This is a genomic window from Paraliobacillus sediminis (assembly GCF_003426055.1).
The window spans coordinates 275,969-297,973 of sequence record NZ_QJSI01000003.1; the positions used below are offsets into that span (position 1 = coordinate 275,969).

The 22,005-nt window shown below is 35.3% G+C and carries 24 protein-coding genes and 1 other annotated feature; of the genes, 20 read left to right on the forward strand and 4 right to left on the reverse strand.

Translation table 11 applies throughout. The features are described from left to right. Window positions 1-14 precede the first annotated feature (14 nt). From D2K60_RS14050 to D2K60_RS14125, 16 genes are all read left to right on the forward strand, one after another. Window positions 15-734, forward strand: coding sequence for a DUF881 domain-containing protein (locus tag D2K60_RS14050; protein ID WP_117169798.1), 720 nt, complete (start codon window positions 15-17; stop codon window positions 732-734). Then, window positions 734-1,084: a small basic family protein gene (locus tag D2K60_RS14055; RefSeq protein ID WP_117169797.1), complete on the forward strand. Its 351-nt coding sequence runs from the start codon at window positions 734-736 to the stop codon at window positions 1,082-1,084. The genes D2K60_RS14050 and D2K60_RS14055 overlap by 1 nt, the downstream gene beginning before the upstream one ends. 216 nt (window positions 1,085-1,300) lie before the next feature. Next, a complete protein-coding gene (gene ftsA, locus D2K60_RS14060) occupies window positions 1,301-2,587 on the forward strand; it encodes a cell division protein FtsA (RefSeq protein WP_117169796.1) in 1,287 nt (428 codons plus the stop codon). 79 nt (window positions 2,588-2,666) lie between these two features. Next, window positions 2,667-3,815, forward strand: coding sequence for a cell division protein FtsZ (gene ftsZ, locus D2K60_RS14065; RefSeq protein ID WP_117169795.1), 1,149 nt, complete (start codon window positions 2,667-2,669; stop codon window positions 3,813-3,815). Between the two features lie 384 nt (window positions 3,816-4,199). Continuing rightward, on the forward strand, window positions 4,200-5,120 hold the full coding sequence (gene spoIIGA, locus D2K60_RS14070) for a sigma-E processing peptidase SpoIIGA (RefSeq protein ID WP_117169794.1): 921 nt from the start codon (window positions 4,200-4,202) through the stop codon (window positions 5,118-5,120). Window positions 5,121-5,140: 20 nt separating this feature from the next. Then, complete coding sequence (sigE, locus tag D2K60_RS14075) at window positions 5,141-5,860, forward strand: RNA polymerase sporulation sigma factor SigE (protein WP_117169793.1); 720 nt, start codon at window positions 5,141-5,143, stop codon at window positions 5,858-5,860. Window positions 5,861-5,980: 120 nt separating this feature from the next. Continuing rightward, window positions 5,981-6,763: an RNA polymerase sporulation sigma factor SigG gene (gene sigG / locus D2K60_RS14080; protein ID WP_117169792.1), complete on the forward strand. Its 783-nt coding sequence runs from the start codon at window positions 5,981-5,983 to the stop codon at window positions 6,761-6,763. Between the two features lie 65 nt (window positions 6,764-6,828). Then, the gene (locus D2K60_RS14085; protein ID WP_240335289.1) at window positions 6,829-7,131 is read left to right on the forward strand and encodes a YlmC/YmxH family sporulation protein; all 303 of its coding nucleotides are present in this window, start codon (window positions 6,829-6,831) and stop codon (window positions 7,129-7,131) included. 114 nt (window positions 7,132-7,245) lie between these two features. Beyond that, window positions 7,246-8,061: a peptidoglycan editing factor PgeF gene (gene pgeF, locus D2K60_RS14090; RefSeq protein ID WP_162880745.1), complete on the forward strand. Its 816-nt coding sequence runs from the start codon at window positions 7,246-7,248 to the stop codon at window positions 8,059-8,061. 44 nt (window positions 8,062-8,105) lie between these two features. Then, window positions 8,106-8,792 (forward strand): YggS family pyridoxal phosphate-dependent enzyme, encoded by a 687-nt coding sequence (locus D2K60_RS14095; RefSeq protein WP_117169789.1) that lies wholly within the window; start codon window positions 8,106-8,108, stop codon window positions 8,790-8,792. Window positions 8,793-8,797: 5 nt separating this feature from the next. Further along, complete coding sequence (locus tag D2K60_RS14100; RefSeq protein ID WP_117169788.1) at window positions 8,798-9,229, forward strand: cell division protein SepF; 432 nt, start codon at window positions 8,798-8,800, stop codon at window positions 9,227-9,229. A 6-nt stretch (window positions 9,230-9,235) separates the two neighbouring features. Continuing rightward, window positions 9,236-9,502, forward strand: coding sequence for a YggT family protein (locus D2K60_RS14105; RefSeq protein ID WP_117169787.1), 267 nt, complete (start codon window positions 9,236-9,238; stop codon window positions 9,500-9,502). A 29-nt stretch (window positions 9,503-9,531) separates the two neighbouring features. Beyond that, window positions 9,532-10,305 carry a YlmH family RNA-binding protein gene (locus tag D2K60_RS14110; RefSeq protein WP_117169786.1) on the forward strand — a complete coding sequence of 258 codons (774 nt, stop codon included), beginning with the start codon at window positions 9,532-9,534 and terminating at the stop codon, window positions 10,303-10,305. Window positions 10,306-10,384: 79 nt separating this feature from the next. Continuing rightward, window positions 10,385-10,900, forward strand: coding sequence for a DivIVA domain-containing protein (locus tag D2K60_RS14115; RefSeq protein WP_117169785.1), 516 nt, complete (start codon window positions 10,385-10,387; stop codon window positions 10,898-10,900). 81 nt (window positions 10,901-10,981) lie between these two features. Further along, window positions 10,982-11,210: a binding site (T-box leader), on the forward strand. 73 nt (window positions 11,211-11,283) lie between these two features. After that, window positions 11,284-14,037, forward strand: coding sequence for an isoleucine--tRNA ligase (gene ileS / locus D2K60_RS14120; RefSeq protein WP_117169784.1), 2,754 nt, complete (start codon window positions 11,284-11,286; stop codon window positions 14,035-14,037). Window positions 14,038-14,309: 272 nt separating this feature from the next. Then, window positions 14,310-14,693, forward strand: a complete 384-nt coding sequence (locus tag D2K60_RS14125; protein ID WP_117169783.1) for a YuzC family spore coat inner layer protein — start codon at window positions 14,310-14,312, stop codon at window positions 14,691-14,693. Window positions 14,694-14,879: 186 nt separating this feature from the next. On the opposite strand, the gene D2K60_RS14130 is transcribed toward D2K60_RS14125, so the two are convergent. The 4 genes from D2K60_RS14130 to D2K60_RS14145 form a co-directional block, all read right to left on the reverse strand. Next, entirely contained in the window at window positions 14,880-15,521 is a 642-nt protein-coding gene (locus D2K60_RS14130; protein WP_117169782.1) for a hypothetical protein, read from the reverse strand. A gap of 51 nt (window positions 15,522-15,572) precedes the next feature. Further along, the gene (locus tag D2K60_RS14135; RefSeq protein ID WP_117169781.1) at window positions 15,573-15,905 is read right to left on the reverse strand and encodes a hypothetical protein; all 333 of its coding nucleotides are present in this window, start codon (window positions 15,903-15,905) and stop codon (window positions 15,573-15,575) included. A 275-nt stretch (window positions 15,906-16,180) separates the two neighbouring features. After that, window positions 16,181-16,477, reverse strand: a complete 297-nt coding sequence (locus tag D2K60_RS14140; protein WP_117169780.1) for a hypothetical protein — start codon at window positions 16,475-16,477, stop codon at window positions 16,181-16,183. 438 nt (window positions 16,478-16,915) lie between these two features. Continuing rightward, window positions 16,916-18,163, reverse strand: a complete 1,248-nt coding sequence (locus tag D2K60_RS14145) for an MDR family MFS transporter (protein WP_117169779.1) — start codon at window positions 18,161-18,163, stop codon at window positions 16,916-16,918. A 209-nt stretch (window positions 18,164-18,372) separates the two neighbouring features. Here D2K60_RS14145 and lspA point away from each other — a divergent pair, with 209 nt between their 5' ends. From lspA to D2K60_RS14165, 4 genes are all read left to right on the forward strand, one after another. Continuing rightward, window positions 18,373-18,840, forward strand: a complete 468-nt coding sequence (gene lspA, locus D2K60_RS14150) for a signal peptidase II (RefSeq protein WP_117169778.1) — start codon at window positions 18,373-18,375, stop codon at window positions 18,838-18,840. Further along, window positions 18,837-19,751 (forward strand): RluA family pseudouridine synthase, encoded by a 915-nt coding sequence (locus tag D2K60_RS14155; protein ID WP_117169777.1) that lies wholly within the window; start codon window positions 18,837-18,839, stop codon window positions 19,749-19,751. Before lspA ends, D2K60_RS14155 begins: the two co-directional genes overlap by 4 nt. Before the next feature lie 176 nt (window positions 19,752-19,927). Continuing rightward, window positions 19,928-20,473 carry a bifunctional pyr operon transcriptional regulator/uracil phosphoribosyltransferase PyrR gene (gene pyrR / locus D2K60_RS14160; RefSeq protein ID WP_117169776.1) on the forward strand — a complete coding sequence of 182 codons (546 nt, stop codon included), beginning with the start codon at window positions 19,928-19,930 and terminating at the stop codon, window positions 20,471-20,473. A gap of 133 nt (window positions 20,474-20,606) precedes the next feature. Further along, window positions 20,607-21,983: a solute carrier family 23 protein gene (locus tag D2K60_RS14165; protein WP_117169775.1), complete on the forward strand. Its 1,377-nt coding sequence runs from the start codon at window positions 20,607-20,609 to the stop codon at window positions 21,981-21,983. Window positions 21,984-22,005 lie beyond the last annotated feature (22 nt).

Sequence of the window (22,005 nt, forward strand, 5' to 3'; positions counted from 1 at the left end):
GAAAGGTGATCGGTTTGTTAACTAAAAGTAAAATCATTTTGTCCCTAATATTTGCATGTATTGGATTTATGATTGCGATCCAATTCCAATCTATACAAGAACCAAAGGAACGGGATACAAGGGATATGTGGGAAATTCGTATGCAACTACAAGCTGAACAAGAGGAGCAACAAGCGCTTTATCAACAGTTAGATGAATTAGAAACGACATTACAACTATATGAAGATAATGCAGAACAAGAGCAGATTAATACCTTAATGGAATCAGTTGAGGCACTGCAAATGGAAGCAGGACTAACGGATAAGACAGGTAGAGGAATTATCATAACAATTAATCCGGTTTATGAAGAGTCAGCTGGACCACAAGTTTATCCGAGTGTGACACCAGAATTGTTAAATCGTCTCATTAATGAGTTGAACAATTATGGTGCAACTGATATCGCAATTGGAAATGAAAGATATATTGGCATCACACCAATTCGATATGTGAATGGAGAAACTTATGTTAATAATCGAGCGCTATCAGATATTCCGTTTGATATTAAAGTACTATCAAATGAACCGAAACGGTTGCTTGATTATATGGAAGTTAGTCAATCAAAGGATGATTTTATAATCGAAAATATGATGTTTGAAATTAACGTTGAAGATAATCTTACCTTACCTTCTTATGATGGAAACATCGATTTAGAAATAGTGGAAATAGATGAAACTAACGAAGCGGGTGAAGGATAATGTGGTTACCAGCATTGTTCTTAGTCGTCGGTATCGCATTAGGGTTTTTATCAGATATTACGATTCCAGAACAATATACGTTGTATCTATCGATCGCCGTTCTAGCAGCGCTTGATACACTCTTGGGTGGTATACGTGCTTATTTGGACAAGAAATTCGATCAAACGATTTTTGTTTCAGGCTTTTTCTTTAATATTGGTTTAGCAGTTGTATTAGCATTTTTAGGAGTACAATTAGGTGTTGATCTCTATTTAGCTGCAATATTTGCTTTTGGTGTTCGATTATTCCAAAATATAGCGATTATTCGTCGACATCTATTCAAAACAAGAAAAAAACAAGGGGATTTATAAAAAATAGCGATTTTAAACAGAAAATAGTCGTAATATGTTGCATAATGTACTAAAGTAGAGATATAAAGATATTGTTAAAAGAATGACTATAAAAATGGTATACTGAATGAAAGATCGGATTTTGAGAAAGTATTTTAAAAAATCGATTGTAATTTTATTGATTATTCGTTAATATTTGTACTATTCAGATGCCTTAGATTGGGAGGTGCCTTACTTTTGAACAACAATGAAATTTTAGTCAGCCTGGATATAGGTACATCAAAAATAAAAGTAATTATCGGTGAAGTATTAAGTGATTCGTTAAACATTATTGGGGTAGGGACAGCAAAATCGAATGGGATGAAAAAAGGTGCAATAGTAGATATTGATCAAACGGTTCAATCTATTCGGGCTGCTGTAGAACAAGCAGAAAGAATGGTAGATTTAAAAATCGACCGCGTGATTGTTGGCGTGAATGGTAATCATGTTCAATTGCAACCATGTCATGGCGTTGTTGCTGTTGCAAGTGACAATCGTGAAATAGGTAATGAAGATGTAACAAGAGTCATTGATGCTGCCCAAGTTATATCCATACCTCCTGAACGCGAAATTATTGATGTTATTCCGAAACAATTTATTGTTGATGGATTAGATGAGATTACGGATCCAAGAGGAATGATTGGTGTTCGTCTTGAAATGGAAGGTACAATTATTACATGTTCTAGAACGATGTTACATAATATTTTAAAATGTGTAGAACGTGCAAACTTAGATGTTATTGATATCTGTTTACAACCACTAGCTACGGGGTCCATTGCTTTATCAAAAGATGAAATGAATTTAGGTGTCGCTTTAATTGATGTAGGTGGTGGTAGCACTACTGTTTCCGTTTTTGAAGATGACCACCTTGTTTCCACAAGCGTATTTGCATTAGGTGGAGATAATATCACAAAAGACATTTCTATTGGATTACGTACTACATCAGAAGATGCGGAAGAAATTAAAGTTAGTCATGGTCACGCTTTTTATGAAGATGCTCGTGAAGAAGAGACTTTTGAAGCAGCAATTATAGGAAGTGACCAAAAGCAAACGTTTAATCAATTAGAAATTTCTGATATGATTGAAGCTAGATTAGAAGAGATTTACACTTTTGCAGCACGTGAAATTAAGAAAATGGGCTATTCAGAAGTACCTGGTGGTTTCGTACTCACAGGTGGTTGTATTAAAATGCCTGGAGCAATTGAACTTGCACAAGATTTATTTCATGCAAATGTTCGAATGGCCATTCCAGATTATATTGGAGTCCGAGAGCCGCAATTCACGTCTGGTGTCGGTATCTTGAAATTTGCATATCGTAATGCGAAAATTCAAGGTAAAGAATTATCAGCTGCTGTAACATTAACAGATCAGGCTATTGAAAAGCCTAGTAAACAGAAACGTACATCAAATACAAATGAGAAATCAAGTTCAAATAAGAAAAAAGAATCAGGTATTGCTAACTTATTCAAATACTTTTTTGATTAGAATAGCTTCTGAAAGAATTTTCAAAGTAGGAAGCTAACTTCATTGAATCTTGTAAACTTGCAAATTAGGAGGAACGAACATGTTAGAGTTTGATACAGAAATGGATCAGCTAGCAACGATAAAAGTAATCGGAGTTGGTGGTGGTGGAAGCAATGCTGTAAACCGTATGATTGAACACGGCGTGCAAGGTGTTGAATTCATTGCAGTTAACACGGATGCGCAAGCTTTGAACTTATCTAAAGCAGAAGTGAAAATACAAATTGGAACAAAGTTGACTAGAGGATTGGGAGCAGGTGCTAATCCAGAAGTTGGTCGAAAAGCTGCTGAAGAAAGTAAAGAGCAGTTAGAAGAAGTACTTGCTGGAGCAGATATGATCTTTGTAACAGCTGGTATGGGAGGCGGAACTGGTACTGGTGCTGCACCTGTTATAGCACAAGTTGCCAAAGAACTAGGAGCGTTGACTGTAGGTGTTGTAACACGTCCATTTACGTTTGAAGGGCGGAAACGTTCTACACAAGCAGCAAGTGGCACAGATGGTTTAAAAGCTAGTGTTGACACATTAATCGTCATTCCAAATGATCGCTTATTAGAAATCGTTGATAAAAATACACCTATGTTAGAAGCGTTCCGTGAAGCTGATAACGTTTTACGTCAAGGTGTACAAGGTATATCAGATTTAATCGCTGTACCAGGCTTAATTAACGTCGACTTTGCCGATGTTAAAACAATTATGTCTGATAAAGGATCTGCTTTAATGGGTATTGGTATTGCTACTGGAGAAAATAGAGCAGTAGAAGCGGCTAAGAAGGCAATCTCTTCTCCACTATTAGAAACTTCAATTGATGGCGCTCATGGTGTCTTAATGAATATCACAGGCGGCAATAATTTAAGTTTGTATGAAGTGCAAGAAGCTGCAGATATTGTTACATCAGCGGCAGACCAAGAGGTAAATGTTATATTTGGTTCTGTTATCAATGAGGAATTAAAAGATGAAATTGTTGTAACAGTTATTGCGACAGGATTTGATGAAGCACAGTTGAATACAGCAAAAACAAAGCAACAACGACCAAGTGCTGCAAAACAATCACCAAAAGCAGCTGCACAACCGGACGAAAAGCCACGACGTGAAGAAGGTAATCGAGAACCAGCTACACCGCATAATGCACGTCAAGAAGAAGATACGTTAGATGTACCAACATTTTTACGTAACAGAAACCGTAGAAGATAAATAAAATGATTAAAAGGACAAGTGGCTATTGCTCACTTGTCCTTTTTGCTGTGGTTCTTTTTGGAGAAATATTACTAGCAGGCTAGGTAGATAAGAACGCTTGCAAGAGATTTTCAGCCCAAGAAATCCGAAAGCTTTTTCTGAAGCATTGGGGACCAAGCACGTTTAGTTTTTTCTTTAAAAACAAGAATTTTATAGACAATAGGTTTTAATTTAAATAGAGAAGAATATGATCGGATATTCTTCTCTATTTTTAATGCGACAATTTATTGGCGAAACTCTAAAAATTAGCGGTATTTCCCTTACAGTATATGACAGACTTTTATAGATAGCTTCGATATACTTGCAACAATTAGTAAGGAACTAATAGAGAGGAAGTAAAAAGTGACCATCTATGTTGATGCAGTATTTTTATTGAATTTTTTAATTGATTGGATGATTTTATTATTAACCCAACAGATGTCAAAAATGGCGACAGGTAGATTCTCACTCATAATTGCTGCTGTAATTGCCGCGTTATTAGTTCCTTTGACTATCTTTTATCCAAATTCAATTGTACTGCATCCCATTGGGAAATTAGTTTATTCTATTCTGATTGTAATCGCTGGATTTGGTTTTCACAACATACGAAGATTCGCAAAGTTACTCGTCACATTTTACTTTATTTCTATTACATTGGGAGGTGGATTAACAGCTTTACACTTTTTTATTCAAAGTCCTATGTATTATTCAGAACATGGGTTTTTAACTTGGAGTAGTGGTTATGGTGATCCGATTAGTTGGTTGTTTGTTGTTATAGGTTTTCCAATTGTCTGGATCTTTACTAAAAAAACGATGGACAAGCACGCATTACTTAAATTTCAACAGGATCAATATATGCAGGTCACAATTGTCTTACGTGATAAGGAAGTTTCGACAATTGGTTATGTCGATAGTGGTAACCATCTAGTTGACCCGATTAGTCAAAAACCTGTTATTATATGTGATTATAAAATTATTAATCAATTATTTCAGGCAGAGGAAGTAGCACAATTAAAAAAAGCACAAGAAACATGTGATTTTGACTGTATTCCAGATCAATTAATGACACAAGTTCAATTTGTACCGTATCAAGGTGTTACAGGCGATCAGCGCTTCCTTGTAGTGGTGAAGCCGAATTTTATAAAGATCGAATATGAAAATAAATCAATTAAAATAGCTAAGGTTCTGATAGGCATTCAATTTGGTAATCTTACAGCAGATGAAAGTTATCATTGTTTATTGCAACCAGGATTGTTTAAGGAAGTTGTTACGAACTCAGCATGAAGATGAAGGGGAGATATATTATGAGAAGATGGTTGTTTCAATTTAAGTTAAGTTGGTATAAAATTCGTTTAAAATTAGGGTTAAAACCAAAAGAAATTTATTACATAGGAGGGAGCGAACCCTTACCACCTCCTTTATCAAAAGAGGAAGAATACGTTCTGTTACAAAAATTACCTAGCGGAGATAAATCCGCCAGAGCCGTGTTAATTGAGCGAAACTTACGTCTTGTTGTCTACATTGCAAGGAAATTTGAAAATACAGGAATAAACATTGAAGATCTGATCAGTATTGGTACAATTGGCTTAATCAAAGCGATTAATACATTCAATATTGAGAAAAAAATTAAATTAGCTACTTATGCCTCACGTTGTATAGAAAATGAAGTATTAATGTATTTACGTAAAAATAATAAGCTGAAATCAGAAGTTTCTTTTGATGAGCCATTAAACATTGATTGGGATGGAAATGAATTATTGCTTTCTGATATTTTAGGAACAGATGAGAATATTACAATTAAAGATGTAGAAGCTGATGTGGATAAATCATTATTAAGAAATGCATTGGAACAATTAAATGAAAGAGAGAAACAAATAATGGAATTAAGGTTTGGTTTAATTGGTGATGAAGAAAAAACACAGAAGGATGTTGCAGATATGTTAGGTATCTCACAATCCTATATTTCACGTTTAGAGAAAAAAATTATTCGACGTTTACAAAAAGAATTTAATAAGATGGTTTAGCAAGTAATGGCTTGTTTTTTCGGAAATAGAGAGACGTTCCGGTATATTTTTCCTGCATAAAAGATCCTCCCACGGGTGATACTGTTCCATGAGTAACATCTCCAAATGGGAGGGTGGAAAATGGCAAGACATAAAGTAGAAATATGTGGTGTAGATACGTCTAAGTTACCAGTACTTAAGAATGATGAAATGAGAAAACTGTTCAAACAACTACAAGAAGATAAGGATCTTTTTGCCAGAGAAACACTGGTGAATGGAAATCTGCGATTGGTTTTAAGTATCATACAACGTTTTCAAAACCGTGGTGAATATGGTGATGATTTATTTCAGGTTGGTTGTATTGGTTTGATGAAGTCAATTGACAATTTCGACTTAGGACAGAATGTAAAATTTTCAACTTATGCTGTACCAATGATTATTGGAGAAATACGCCGTTATTTACGTGATAATAATCCGATTCGAGTTTCGCGTTCACTGCGAGATACAGCCTATAAGGCGTTGCAAGTGAGAGAAAAATTAATGAGTAAAACATTAAGAGATCCGACAGCTATGGAAATTGCAGAGGAGATGGGTGTCTCTCATGGAGATATCGTTTTCGCAATGGATGCGATTCAAGATCCTGTTTCATTATTTGAACCTATTTATAATGATGGAGGCGATCCAATATTTGTTATGGATCAAATAAGTGACGATAAAGATAAAGAATCAAATTGGCTTGATCAAATATCATTAAAAGAAGGTATGCATCGGTTAAATGAAAGAGAAAAAATGATTTTAACTAAACGGTTTTTCCAAGGGAAAACGCAAATGGAAGTTGCTGATGAAATTGGTATATCTCAAGCACAAGTTTCCCGTTTAGAGAAAGCGGCTATTCAAGAAATGAATAAAGAAATGTTTGAATAAATAAAAAGAAACTGGTATTTATATGGACTCGACTACACACTTCTGTAGTCGGGTTTTTTGTTTTGTTGAATAATACGAAAATATTAGGTTTATGTGCATATAGTAGTAAAAAGGAAGGTGATCATATTATGGTAACATTAACAAATATGCAAGTTAAAGAAATTATTTTTGTTGAGAGTGGGGAAAAGATCGGTAACATAATTGATCTGGAAATCGATGTTGATAAAGGAATTATAACGCATGTTGTAATTGCAATGAAAAACAAAATGATGGGTCTATTTGGGAAACAAGAAGAAGTCATTATTCCGTGGAACCATATTGTCACTGTCGGTTCAGATGTGATATTAATAAAAGAGGCAAATTTGTAGTAGATAAGTAAGAATTTATACGTATTTTAGACAAAATCTAACGCTTATACAATTGAGACGAGAATTTAGTCTGGTTATATGATAAAATAGTTAAAAATGCAAGGAGAGATCAAATTGGAACCTTTTAAACAAAAAAATGAATCCATTATGGAGCTCTCATATGGACAAGGTAACAATTCAAAATGTATTGCTGGAATAACAACGCGCTTTGGTGGAGAAAGCACTGCACCGTTTGATTCTTTAAATATGGGATTTCATGTTCCTGACGATCCAAATCGCGTACGTAATAATCGAAAAAAAATTGCCACACTGCTAGAATTCCCTTTACATAATTGGATTATGGGTGAACAAACCCATCAAACAAACATTTATGTTGTTAACAAGGATGATCCGAAAATTGGATCGGGTGCTTTAACAAATAGAGATGCATTGAAAGATATAGATGGTTTAATTACAAAACAAGAGAACGTATTATTAACAGCAATGTTTGCAGATTGTGTTCCACTATATTACTATGATCCAGCTACAGACTGGATTGGGATTGCACATGCAGGATGGCGTGGCACGGTGAACCAGATGGCGAGGCATATGGTAGATAAAATAACAGATCACGGTGCAAATATCTCTACGTTGCAAGTAACGATAGGTCCGTCCATTTCTTTATCAAATTACCAAGTAGATGAAAAAGTTTTTCAACTTATTCCGGGTAAATGGAGAGAAGAAGTTACGCAGAAAATCGATGCGACACATTATTTGCTTGACCTACACAAATTGCATCAATTAATATTAATTGATAGTGGGATAAAGCCAAATAACATTTTCAAAACGCATTATTGTACCTACCAAGATGATCCTTTTTATTCACACCGTAAAGAAGATGGGAAAACAGGAAGAATGCTTGGCTACATTGGGTTGAAAACAGCTAGATAAACTTGAACCTTGTGTTGATTCGGAGTATGAAAGGATAGAGAAATATGAATGTAGAACAAAACTTAAAGAAAATTGAAAACAATATAGCCGAAGTATGTACTCGGGTAAATCGTAACCCTGAAGAAATTACAATCATTGGCGTGACGAAATATGTTACAATAGAACGTACAGAAGAAGCGTTTCAAGCTGGTATTGTCGATCTAGCAGAGAATAGGCTTGAAGGTCTGCTTGAGAAGCAAGAACACCTTTCTCAAGAGCAAATAAATTGGCATTTTATCGGCACACTGCAGTCAAGAAAGGTCAAGAGTGTTATTGGCTCAATAGATTATTTACATTCGCTTGATCGCTTGTCTTTAGCAAAAGAAATTAATAAACGTACGGATGAGGTATTACCCTGTTTTGTGCAGGTTAATGTTAGTGGAGAAGAATCCAAGCAAGGTTTAGATAGAAAAGACGTTCCGGATTTTATTACTGCATTAGAAGCGTACCCTGCCATTAAAGTAATTGGGCTGATGACGATGGCTCCTCATGTAGAAGATGAACAAGAGCTTCGCAATACTTTTCGATCATTAAGAGAGTTACGAGATGATATGAAACAAAAGCAATGGGCACATGCACCGTGTACATACCTATCAATGGGAATGAGTAATGATTATCAACTTGCCATTGAAGAAGGTGCAACACATATTCGAATTGGTTCCAATTTAGTTGGAACTACTGAAACGGGGTGAGCAAAATGAGCATGAAAAATAAATTCAAAACGTTATTTTCAGTCGAAGATGACTATGAATATGTTGATGAAGAAGAAGAGAGTACGGAAGAACCTTCTACTAGAAGCGAAAAGCGTACAGGACAAAATATTGTCAGTTTAAAATCAGTCCAAGCTTCTGCAAAGGTTGTTCTAGCTGAACCACGTTCTTATGATGAGACACAAGAGATAGCTGACCATATTGTTAATCGGCGTTCTGTTGTAATCAATTTACAACAAGTGGACTTTCAACAGGCAAAACGGATTGTTGATTTCCTTAGTGGTACTGTTTATGCTGTGTCAGGTGAAATTCAAAAACTTGGACCACACACCTTCTTATGTACACCAGATAATGTCGATGTTTCAGGAAGTATCACACAAATGATTGAAGAAGAGGAAGAATTTGAGCAGAGGTGGTAAGTGGTTATGTATATGCTTTATCAAATAATTATGCAAGCTATTGAAATATATAGTTATGTTTTAATTATATATATTTTAATGTCATGGTTTCCAGGAGCAAGAGAATCATCGTTTGGAAGTATCATATCTAGATTAAGTGAGCCGTTTTTGGAACCATTTCGTAAAATTATCCCACCACTTGGAATGATTGATATTTCGCCAATAGTAGCTATATTTGTACTTAGATATTTAATACCGAGTGGAATTACTGTATTGTTCGGTTGGTTTATTTAATTGTTTTAATGGAATGAAGAGGAGATAAAATGGAAATATATCAACATTTTCGAAAAGAAGAACAGCCATTTATCGACCAAGTTCTATCTTGGAAAGAATTAGTGGAAAAACAATTTCTACAAAAGAGTAGTGACTTTTTAGATCCAAGAGAACAAAAGATTTTTCAAAGTTTAATTGGCAATGACGAGCAATTTAAACTATCTTTTTTTGGTGGTACTGCTGAAACAGAAAGAAAACAAGCAATTCTAGCACCCTATTATGAGTCAATCGAACAGACAGATTTTCCGATTGTTATGTTACATGCTGTTTACCCAACAAAGTTTATCACAATTGAACATCGTGACGTACTTGGTGCTTTTCTATCATTAGGTGTTCAACGAAAAAAACTTGGCGATATAGTGGTAGGCGACGGCATTATTCAGTTGTTCGTTTCATCAGACATTGCATCTTTTATCACATTTAACTTAACATCTGTGAAGAAAGCCACGATTGAATGGATAGAGAAGCCTTTAGAAGAAGCTATTTTATCAAGTGAAACATGGCAGTCCCATATGACGTTTGTGAGTTCTTTAAGGTTGGATATTATGATGAAAGAAATCTACGGTATCTCAAGACAAAGTGCGGTACAAGCAATCCAAAAGAAATTTGTAAAAGTGAATTTCAGAATTGTCGAAGATATTGCTTTTGTTGTGGAAGAAGGGGATATATTTTCCTTGCGCGGTAAAGGAAGAAGTAGATTAAAGGAAATAGTAGGGGCCTCAAAAAAAAATAAAGCACAAATAAACTATGATATACTAAAATAATAAAAGTTTTAGCAGGAATTGTACTAATTTTGTCGAAATATATAAAGTAGATAGATCACTTCACAAGGAGGTGGCCGATGTGCCATTATCACCATTGGATATTCATAATAAAGAATTTTCGCGAGGATTTAGAGGCTATGATGAGGATGACGTTAACGAATTTTTAGACCAGATTATTAAAGACTATGAGTTAGTAATAAGGGATAAAAAGGAATTAAAAAATCAAGTAGAAGATATGAAAGATAGACTTGGCCATTTCTCTAATATTGAAGAAACATTAAACAAATCAATATTAATCGCGCAAGAGACTGCAGAAGAAGTAAAAGGAAATGCGAATAAAGAATCAAAACTGATTATCAAAGAAGCAGAGAAAAATGCAGATAGAATTATTAATGAAGCATTACAAAAATCAAGAACGATTGCAATTGAAGTAGAAGATTTAAAGAAACAAGCAAAAGTATTCCGTACACGCTTGAAGATGTTAGTCGAAGCGCAGCTTGAACTAGTGGAAAATGATGATTGGGATGGTTTATTTCATACACGGGTGGATGAAGAGTATGAAAATGAGGAAGAAGTAGAAACAAATCGTTACTAAAACTTGACGTTTTAAAGGTTAATTCATATAATGGATTAACTTAAAGCTATTATAATTTATAAAATGCAATTTCTATAACTAAGAAAAGCAATGCAAGGGAAAGTAGAATAGAATAAGACTGTTGATTAGCGAGTTAGGGTTGGTGTGAGCCTAACACAGTATACTATTTTAAAATCACCCTTAAGCTTCCTATTTGAAAGATTTCGAGTAAAGTAGGACGTGTCCATCACGTTACGATGCTAAGCGGATAAAAATATTCAGAACATTTTTATCTAGTAAGGGTGGTACCGCGAGTCTTCTCGTCCCTTTTGGGATCTTGAGGGCTTTTTTTGTTGAAAAAAATAAGTAATGGTAATGTGAAGATCATTCAAGGAGGAAAAAAGATGGATTATAAAGATACGTTATTAATGCCAAAAACTGAGTTTCCAATGCGTGGTAATTTACCAAACAAAGAACCAAAGATGCAAGAAAAATGGGACGAAGATAACATGTATCAACAAGTTCAAGCACGGACAGAGGGTAGACCACTATTTATTTTACATGATGGCCCTCCATATGCAAATGGTGATTTACACATGGGGCATGCTCTAAATAAAGTGCTGAAAGATTTTATTGTTAAATATAAATCAATGTCGGGTTTCCATGCACCATATGTTCCAGGTTGGGACACACACGGCCTACCAATTGAGCAAGCTTTAGCTAAAAAGAAAGTGAATCGCAAGAAGATGTCAATTGCTGAATTCAGACAAAAGTGTGCAGAATATGCGCTAAAACAAGTGGACAATCAACGCATTCAATTCAAACAACTAGGTGTACGTGGTGATTGGGATAATCCGTATATCACATTAGAAAAAGAATATGAAGCTGCCCAAATTCAAGTATTTGGTGAAATGGCTAAAAAAGGTTATATTTATAAAGGTTTAAAACCTGTTTACTGGTCACCTTCGTCTGAATCAGCACTAGCTGAAGCTGAAATTGAATACCAAGATAAACGTTCTGCATCAATCTACGTGACATTTGATGTGAAAAATCCGGGTGAATTGCTACAAGGAGATGAGAAGTTCATTATTTGGACAACAACCCCTTGGACAATTCCGGCAAACTTAGCAATCGCACTACATCCTGACTTAACATATGCAGTGGTAAAAGTAAACGATGCAAAGTATATTGTTGCAGAAGAAATGATTGAGCAAGTGAAAGAAACGTTAGAATGGGATAAAACAGAGATTGTCCAAACGTTTAAAGGTCAAGAAGCAGATCATTTAGTTGCCAAACATCCTTTTTATGACCGTGATTCATTAGTTATTTTAGGTGATCACGTTACGACTGAAAGTGGTACTGGACTTGTTCACACAGCTCCTGGACATGGTGAAGATGATTTTATCATTGGTAAGAAGAATGGCTTAGATGTTCTTTGTCCTGTTGATGAAAAGGGTGTATTTACTGATGAGGCTCCAGGATTTGAAGGATTATTTTATGATGCTGCAAATAAAGAAATTACCGAGAAACTTGAAGAGGTTGGCGCCTTACTAAAACTTACTTTCATTACACATTCGTTTCCACATGATTGGCGTACGAAGAAACCAACAATTTTCCGTGCAACAAATCAGTGGTTTGCATCAATTAAAGATTTCCGTGAAGATATCCTAGCTGAAATCAATCGAGTTAACTGGGTTCCAAAATGGGGCGAAACGCGTCTTTATAATATGGTGCGAGATCGTGAAGATTGGTGTATTTCACGTCAACGTGCGTGGGGAGTTCCAATTCCAGTATTCTATGGGGAAGATCGTCTACCAATTATTACGGATGAAACGATTGAACACGTGTCTAACTTATTCCGTGAACATGGGTCAAATATTTGGTTTGAGTGGGACACGAAAGATTTATTGCCAGAAGGATTTACATCAGAACAGAGTCCAGGAAATACGTTTACACAAGAAATGGATATCATGGATGTTTGGTTTGATTCAGGATCATCTCATCAAGGTGTTCTAAGTGAACGACCAGAATTACAACGTCCAGCTGATGTATATTTAGAAGGTTCGGATCAATACCGCGGTTGGTTTAACTCATCTATTTCAACAGCAGTTGCCGTTACTGGAAAAGCGCCATTTAATACAATTATTAGTCATGGTTTTGCTTTAGATGGTAAAGGTAGAAAAATGAGTAAATCAGTAGGGAATGTAGTTGTTCCTTCAAAAATTATGAACCAATATGGTGCTGATATTTTACGTTTATGGGTTGCATCAGTAGATTATCAGGCAGATGTTCGTATTTCAGATGAAATTATTAAGCAAGCATCAGAAGGTTATCGCAAAATCCGTAACACCTTCCGCTTCATGCTTGGGAATATCGCTGATTTTGATCCGGCTATTCATACGATCAAAGATGAGGACTTACAAGAAGTAGATCAATATATGCAAGTTCGTTTACAAAGCTTAATTAAAAAAGTAACAAAATCTTATGAGGAATATGATTTCTCAAGTGTTAATCAAGCCATTCACAATTTCTGTTCGATTGAATTAAGTGCTTTTTATCTAGATTTCGGTAAAGATGTTTTATATATCGAATCTGAAGATAGTTCAAGACGTCGAAGCATTCAAACCGTTTATTATGAGATTGTAACGAGCTTAGTAAAACTATTAGCACCAATTCTTTCGCACACGGCAGAAGAAGTTTGGGAACACATTCCACACGTACAAGAGAAAAGTGTTCAATTAACAGATATGCCTGTTGCAAGAGAAATTGCTAATCAAGAGCAAGTACAAGCAAAATGGGATCATTTCATGACAATTCGTGACGATGTTTTAAAAGCATTAGAAGAAGCGCGAGCTGAGAAAGTAATCGGTAAATCTTTAGAAGCGAAATTACAAATTGTTGCTAAAGATGCTGATACAAAAGAATTGCTTACAAGTATGGAAGATATCCATCAATTGTTCATTGTCTCAGAAGTTGAAGTAGTAGAAGAGCTTACGGATGCGAAAGAGTTTGAACAAGTTACTGTAAAAGTTGAAAAACATGCTGCAGAGCGATGTGAACGTTGTTGGGTTGCTGCTGAAACAGTCGGAGAAGATCTGGCACATCCAGCACTATGTACGAGATGTGCAGCAATCGTCACAGAACATTATCAGGCTTAAAACAGATTTAAATAGAAAAACCATCAAATTGTACGTTAATTTGATGGTTTTTTTATAACTATTAAATTTTTGAAGCGTAAACTGGTAATACTTCTTCTTGAACTAGAAGTCTCAAAAGTAATAAACGCCGTTCGTACGCTAGTCGAGATATAAGAATTTTACCAGTGTATCATTCCTATTGTGACATGTATCAATTTATTAATTAATCACTAACCCCTATTGTCTGAATATATTATTTTAGCACTGTTCTTAAAAAAAGGAGGTACTGGTTTATGTATTATGTTTATCAGCCTGGTTACTATTATTACCCTATTCCTGATCATACGTTCGATATGTCATATGAGCAAATTACAAGACAACAGTTTCCACCCATTGATCCAAACCAATTGTGTCAATCAGCGAATGAAACGAAAAAACTTATGAAAGATGCTAGTATTGTTTTAGATAAGCTGGAAGATTCAAAAGAATTCAACACAGAATTAATGCATGCTGCACAGTCTTCAAATAACAATGAGGTTAATCGCTTAATTAATTCATTAGGTTTAGCATCTGATGTAACGCTTGATTTCAATCCAGATGGGTTACGTATAGAATTCAAATCACAAGTGGAATCAACGGAGTGTTGCCACCTGAAAATCGCACTCCGCTGGCGTTAAAAGAAGTTAGTAAGAGCATAATACTTTAAAGCCTACCTAAAAAATGGTTTGAACTAAAATCACATAAATTGAGAAAGTTGATTTGAATGATCGCTAGAAATACCCCTTCGTGATTAAAATACGAGGGGGTATTTTAGGGTTGGTGATTCAAAACTCTTGAGGAAATGGATAAAGTACAGTAGTCTTTCAACATTTATCTACATTTGTAAATATACCACTGTCTTTAATTATAGAATTGCCGTTCGTACTGGACAATCTTGTGTTAGTTGCTGCTAATTTATCTGCTTTTTTAGCGATAGATTGCTGTGATTCAGACAATGTTTTTTGTATGGTAATGTTATTAGATCTAGTCTTTGATTCCAATAGATTTAGTAGGGGAGTATTGTCTGCTTTAGAAGGATCTGAATTTAAACTTACCTGATTAGAATCTAAGTTTAATGTACTTCTAGTAATAGGCTGTTTTTCTACTGTAGCTACTAATTGTTCGTTTTTTGCTTCTCTAGCGTTAAAGTAATCATTATTAGTTTGGGAATAAGCTTTTTTACTAAACCATTTAGAAGTTTCATTTGTTTGTTGCATATTAGAGGCTTGTTCTGTATCACTTTTTATGTTCTTCTCAATTTGTTTAATAGGCTTTGGTAAAAAGCAATAACCTTTAATATTTTTAATTGAAATAAAAGTTTTTCCGTGAAACTGATCGCTTCCTACTAAAATGTGATTTGAAAATACTTTTACGTTTTGCATGCTGATCGATGCTCCATTTTTAAAATAGAATTGAGCGATAACTGGCTGCTTTTGGTTTTGAAGAAGTTGCATAAGTTGTATCATAATTCCCCCCCTATTCATTAGGATTAGATGTTTGGAAACAGAGTTTACAGATTATTCTTCGTTGTCTCTAAGTGATTGAATAGTAGCTTCAAACATTTTACGATTATCACCTATATGATCATCTAGTTTTGCTAAAATTTGATCTATATGAATATTTTGTTTCCCTTCTTCAGACATAAAATGATAGAAAAATAATGATAATGCGTAGGCAATTCCTGTATTATCAACATATACAAATCCATTTCCACTTTGCTTAATACTAGAATTCCCATTTTCATTCGTTAAATCTGTTGTGACGTTTTTCGCGAGGTCTCTAAATTGATTTTGCATGTAATCCTCTAGTTCTTCTTTAACTAACGCTCTTAATTCTGTTTCATATTCCATCAATATTCCTCCTGTTTTTAATTTGTATTTGTCAGTTTTTATTAAAAACCTGTTAAAATATTTATATCATCCGATTGATTCATCTGTTATACCTGCAACTTTCCGTATGAGCTTTCGACCGGCAGTCTTATGTGTCTTAGATAATAAGCAAGATCGAATGTTACAGTTAGGGCACACTATCTCATATAATTAGAATTATGCAGTAATATGAAATTTGCGCGGGCTAACATAAGAAAAAGGATGCCTATATAAGCACCCTTTTTCTAGATTTCATTTTAAGAATTTGCCACGCCCCCTCCAAAAAGGAAGAGAATAATGATGAGAATAATGTTTATATTGTCTACTTGCTTATAAGATTTACTGTTTCCACTATTTTTAACATACGAGTTTCCGTTATAAACCTCAAATTTCCCTTTTAACTCAGCATCTTGTTCAGCATCTTGTTCATTTTCTACTTCTACCTCTTGTTCAGTATCCTGCTCCAGTTTCTGTGCTTGCAAAAGTACAGACAAAGCTTTAGACAAAGCTTCAGGACTTAAAAGACTCAAATCTAGTTTTTCGTTATTAGTCATTGGAATTCACCTCCTTCTCTCTAAGGCTACTAGTACTATATAGAATTTTGTTGTTCTTGCACGTGGTGTTTAACTACTTTAAACCAAAATGTGTGAATTTCTAGTAATAGGGTGATGAATCTTCTTCTGAAATAGAAAATATTGAATTCACCAATATAGAGAAAATGAAATTAGTAGTTAAAATAAACTACTCCATGAAAGATGATGAAAATCTAATAAAGAAACAGGAATGTAAGTTTGCAGGCGGGGGGGGTATTGACCTATTGGAAAGGTTTAGCAAGGAAAGAAAGGAATTTCCCTAAAAAAAGACGACTTTAATTTCAAAAATTGAAATTAAAGTCGTCTTTTTATAACGGAATTTACGTTCACTGAGTAGGGATAAGACTTTCAGTGGCTTCCTAAAATCGTAGTGGTTTTCGAAAAGTAAAACATACATATCTAATCCTCGTTCAACTGTGCATCGCGTCTGTTTTTTAAGTCGCCCATAATATGTTTCATTACTATAAAACTTATAAATCCACAAAAAAGAATAAGTGTAGACATGATTTCACTAGAGAATATCCCGCCTAAGGTAACAAAAAATGAACTAATCATCATTGAGCCATTAAAGACTAATCCGTAGACAGCCATGTAAGAACTCCTTTTATCATCTGTAGGAATGCTAGCTAAGAAATCAGATTGAATCGGAACGCGCATTAACTCTCCAATTGTTGCAAGGACCATAAATGCAAATAATAGCCAAATATTGTTGAAGTAACTGATACCCACATAGCCTAATGTGAATATTCCAATTGACCAAAGGAAAATAGGGCCTTCTTTTTGTTTTGCTACCCATCTTGTGACAAATACAGTTAAGAAAACAACGAGTATCGTATTTTCGGATTTTAGAAAACCGACCATCTCTACACCTGAAAACGGAAAGCCTAAAATGGTTTGAAGTGGCATCTCATTATTTAAACGAATTGCTATATAGTTTTCCATTTGATTTTCCATAGATTGCAAGAGTAGCCCTGCAAAAACAAATAGTAAAAATAATTTATCACCCGCGACATCCTTATAACTGGTGAACATACTTTTTAACACATTGGTTTCAATTGGTTTAGCCTTCTTCTCCATTGTTTCTGTAATGAAAAAGATAACTAAAATATTAGCTGCTATACTCGTGATAACCATAATGACTAATAATTCGAATAGATAATGATTAAATGTTAAGGCTCCGATAATACCGCCGACTGCGAATGCAAGATTGAAACTCCAGTAAATAAGTGCATAAACACCTTTTCTTTCTGATGGCTTCGTAATATCAATGATCATTGCATCAGCTGCAGGTCCGTCTAAACCAAATGAAGCGGTTATAAGTACTGCCATCACGAAAGTCAATCCGGGTGAAGTTAGTAACGGTGAATTCGCAACAGCCATTACGATAAAAGCAACCATTCGAATGAGACCAGCTATCACCATTAATTTTTTTCTGCCCATGATGTCGGCATAATAGCCACCGTATAATCCAACAATAAGACCAATGACCACATTGATAAGCAGTAAAAGGCCAGTAATAGCTGAACCAAAGTATGTTGCAAAATAAATCGCGATAAATGGAAATATAGCGCCGGCCACCATATCTGATAAAAATATTTGTCCAATACGAATTTTAATATTGCGGTGATAATTTCGGAATTGACCCATCTCTTTCTCTCCTTTGATGCTTGAAAAGCTTTATATGTCGTATTAAAATAATAGCTATCTTAGCATAATGTATTTATGATCAATTTACCACCGACTTAAGGCGGATGTATATCACTACTTAAATAGTAGAATAAGTTTTTCGCTTTTGTCGTAATTTATGGTAAAATGCTAGAGAACGAAGAAGAGAGTTTGAACGGGGGAGAGAATAAATGCGTTATTATGTGCTCGCATTTGTCATTGTTATTATTGATCAATTAACAAAGTTGTGGGTTATAACGAATATGGAGCTTCGGGAAAGTATAACAGTTATTGAAAATTTCTTTTATATCACATCACACCGAAATACAGGAGCTGCGTGGGGTATATTAGCTGGTAAAATGACATTCTTTTATATTGTAACTGCAGTTGTTATTGTTTTTATTTGTTATTACATACAAAAGTTTGCTAAGGATAGTTTATTAACAGGTCTAGCGTTAGGCTTAATTTTAGGAGGAGCTGTTGGTAATTTTATTGATCGGCTTGTACGTAAAGAGGTTGTAGATTTCTTTAATATCTATATAGGTAGCTACAATTATCCGATTTTTAATATAGCAGATTCCGCTTTAGTTATCGGCGTTATTCTGGTCTTAATAGCGACCATACTCGATGAAAGAAAACAAAGGAGAAAAAAGGCATGACAGATAATGAATTTATCGTATCCTCAGAACAAAATGAGGTTCGGATTGATAAAGTACTTACCGAAGTTATTGAAGAAGCATCACGTTCACAAATTCAAACATGGATTAAAGAAGGTCATGTTTTAGTAAATGAATCGACCGTAAAGAGTAACTATAAGTGTGAAGAAGGAGATACGATAGCGTGGCAAGCACCAGAGCCAGAAACGATCGATCTTATTTCTGAGGATATCCCACTAGATATTATTTATGAGGATAAAGACTTAATCATTGTTAATAAGCCAAGAGGGATGGTTGTACATCCATCGGCAGGTCATAGAAGCGGTACACTAGTTAACGCATTATTACATCACTGTGATGATTTATCAGGGATTAACGATGTCATTCGTCCGGGTATCGTACACCGAATTGATCGTGATACAAGTGGACTATTGATGGTTGCTAAGAATGATCAAGCCCATCGCGCATTAGCTGAGCAGTTAGAAGCAAAAACAGTCAAACGATCTTATGAAGCGATTGTACATGGAGCAGTTCCTCACGAATACGGTACAATAGATGCACCATTAGGACGTGATCCAAAAGATAGACAAAAAATTGCTGTCGTATCAGGTGGGAAAGCAGCGATTACGCATTTTGAAGTGATAGAGCGTATTGGTGATAAATTCACACATGTAAAATGTGTATTAGAAACAGGTAGAACACATCAAATTCGTGTTCATATGAAATACATTGGTTTTCCTTTAGTAGGTGACCCTAAATATGGTCCGCGAAAAATTATTGCAATGGGTGGACAAGCGCTTCATGCAAAAGAATTAGGTTTCGAACATCCGCGAACCAAAGAATGGATGCACTTTGAAGCAAAAGCGCCAAAAGATTTTCAAGAAGGTTTGAAAAAAATCAAAGAAATGCGTTGACATTGACGTCTTTTTTTGGAATAATAGAGAGTATTAAAATGACCTTTAAGCACAGTCCCGTGAGGCTGAAAAGGAATCGGCAAATAGATGTGTAAGTCTGTCTAAATCCATTTTCTTCCACGCGGAGAAAATGGATTTTTTTCGGTCATTTATCAATAAAGTTGGGGGTGAGTGCAATGAAACAAAAAGCAGTTGTTTTAGATCAGCCAGCAATAAATCGCGCACTTACTAGAATTGCCCATGAAATTCTGGAAAGAAACAAAGGTGTCGAAAATTTGATGCTTGTCGGGGTTAAAACAAGAGGTGGTCCACTAGCTGATCGATTGCGAGCAAAGATTGCTGAAATTGAGGGGATAGAGATACCGCTTGGTGAAATTGACATTACACTCTATCGCGATGATTTAAGTCATGTTTCTGCTAATCAAGAACCGATAATTCATGATGCTGACTTTCAAACACAAATAACAAATAAAAAGCTAATAGTGGTTGATGATGTATTGTATACAGGTAGAACGGTACGTGCGGCAATGGATGCGATAATGGATCAAGGTCGACCATCTCAGATTCAATTAGCAGTTTTAATTGATCGTGGTCACCGAGAATTGCCAATCAGAGCTGATTATATCGGTAAAAACATTCCAACATCACAAGAAGAAGTGATTGTCGTTGCGTTAGATGAAACAGATCAAGAAGAAATGGTTAGTATATACGAAAGTGAATAATGGAAACCTTTAAGTAAGTCCTGAGAGACTTGCAAGGTTGTTAAGGGATACGTGTACGCACGTCTACCTCTTTGCGACTTTGCAAAGAGGTTTTTTTTATGGAGAAAGATAGATTAGAGGGGGAAGTCAGCAAATGGCAAATTCGGAAATGGTAATGGATGTAAGAGATGTACCACAGAAATCAAAATGGTTTATGTTAAGTTTACAGCACTTATTCGCAATGTTTGGTTCCACAATTTTAGTACCTTTTTTAACCGGCTTACCACCAGCGGTTGCACTTATATCAAGTGGATCAGGTACACTTGCCTACTTACTAATAACAAGAGGTAAAATTCCAGCCTATCTAGGTTCCAGTTTCGCTTTTATCGCTCCAATTGGGGCTGCGATAAGTGAAAGTGGTGTTCCAGGTGCCATGGTTGGTAGTTTCTTTGCAGGTTTAGTTTACGGTATACTCGCACTTTTGATTGGTGCTTTTGGATTAGACTGGTTAATGAAAATATTACCGCCAATTGTCGTAGGTCCAGTTATTATCGTAATTGGTTTAGGTTTAGCACCTACAGCAGTAGATATGGCAATGAATGTTGATGGCAGTTATAGTGAAAAACACTTTCTTGTTGCAGTTGTAACATTAGCAATAACAATTATTGGCTCATTATTTTTCAAAGGGTTTTTTGGACTTATACCGATACTGATTGGTATCGTATCTGGTTACGGTTTTGCCTTAACACAAGGGATTGTTGATACATCTGCATTAAGTGCCTCATGGTCAGCTATTGTTGGTGCTGATTCTATCGGAGCATTCTTAACAGCAGTTTTCGTTCTACCGGAGTTTGTTATTCCATTTAAAGATTACAACCCGATAGACGTATTTAGCTGGAGTATATTTTGGATCATGGTGCCTGTATCAGTCGTTACGATTGCAGAACATATTGGTGACCAAATGGTTTTGTCGAAAGTTGTCGGACGTAATTTCATTAAAGAGCCTGGTTTACATCGTTCGATTCTAGGCGATGGTGTTGCAACATTAATCGCTTCTGTTTTAGGCGGACCACCAAACACAACGTATGGTGAAAATATTGGTGTCTTAGCCATTACGCGTGTGTTTAGTGTCTTCGTTATCGGTGGTGCAGCAGTTCTAGCAGTTACATTCGGTTTTGTCGGTATCGTCTCAGATCTAATAAGCTCGATACCAACTGCTGTAATGGGCGGTGTTTCGATTCTATTGTTCGGTATTATTGCAGCAAGTGGTTTACGAATGTTAGTTGATAATCAAGTTGATTTAGGAAATAACCGAAACTTAATCGTAGCATCAGTCATTTTAGTAATTGGAATTGGGGGAGCATTAGTACGATTCACTGTTTTGGGACAAAGTATTGAGATTCAAGGCATGGCATTAGCGGCTATTACGGGAGTTGTTCTTAACTTAGTATTACCAGGAAAAGAGTCTGGATTTGGTAATGGTAATATGTTCAAAACAGAAGAACAAATAGAAGAAGAGAACGCAAAATAGAATGATAAGGACTGTCTAAGTA

Coding starts and splice junctions, on each gene's coding strand:
- D2K60_RS14100 (WP_117169788.1), top strand. CDS start 8,798: ATGAGCATGAAAAATAAATTCAAAACGTTATTTTCAGTCGAAGATGAC.
- D2K60_RS14130 (WP_117169782.1), bottom strand. CDS start 15,521: ATGATACAACTTATGCAACTTCTTCAAAACCAAAAGCAGCCAGTTATC.
- D2K60_RS14155 (WP_117169777.1), top strand. CDS start 18,837: ATGACAGATAATGAATTTATCGTATCCTCAGAACAAAATGAGGTTCGG.
- D2K60_RS14125 (WP_117169783.1), top strand. CDS start 14,310: ATGTATTATGTTTATCAGCCTGGTTACTATTATTACCCTATTCCTGAT.
- ftsZ (WP_117169795.1), top strand. CDS start 2,667: ATGTTAGAGTTTGATACAGAAATGGATCAGCTAGCAACGATAAAAGTA.
- D2K60_RS14165 (WP_117169775.1), top strand. CDS start 20,607: ATGGCAAATTCGGAAATGGTAATGGATGTAAGAGATGTACCACAGAAA.
- D2K60_RS14110 (WP_117169786.1), top strand. CDS start 9,532: ATGGAAATATATCAACATTTTCGAAAAGAAGAACAGCCATTTATCGAC.
- D2K60_RS14105 (WP_117169787.1), top strand. CDS start 9,236: ATGTATATGCTTTATCAAATAATTATGCAAGCTATTGAAATATATAGT.
- ileS (WP_117169784.1), top strand. CDS start 11,284: ATGGATTATAAAGATACGTTATTAATGCCAAAAACTGAGTTTCCAATG.
- pyrR (WP_117169776.1), top strand. CDS start 19,928: ATGAAACAAAAAGCAGTTGTTTTAGATCAGCCAGCAATAAATCGCGCA.
- D2K60_RS14055 (WP_117169797.1), top strand. CDS start 734: ATGTGGTTACCAGCATTGTTCTTAGTCGTCGGTATCGCATTAGGGTTT.
- sigE (WP_117169793.1), top strand. CDS start 5,141: ATGAGAAGATGGTTGTTTCAATTTAAGTTAAGTTGGTATAAAATTCGT.
- D2K60_RS14135 (WP_117169781.1), bottom strand. CDS start 15,905: ATGGAATATGAAACAGAATTAAGAGCGTTAGTTAAAGAAGAACTAGAG.
- lspA (WP_117169778.1), top strand. CDS start 18,373: ATGCGTTATTATGTGCTCGCATTTGTCATTGTTATTATTGATCAATTA.
- D2K60_RS14140 (WP_117169780.1), bottom strand. CDS start 16,477: ATGACTAATAACGAAAAACTAGATTTGAGTCTTTTAAGTCCTGAAGCT.
- sigG (WP_117169792.1), top strand. CDS start 5,981: ATGGCAAGACATAAAGTAGAAATATGTGGTGTAGATACGTCTAAGTTA.
- D2K60_RS14095 (WP_117169789.1), top strand. CDS start 8,106: ATGAATGTAGAACAAAACTTAAAGAAAATTGAAAACAATATAGCCGAA.
- D2K60_RS14145 (WP_117169779.1), bottom strand. CDS start 18,163: ATGGGTCAATTCCGAAATTATCACCGCAATATTAAAATTCGTATTGGA.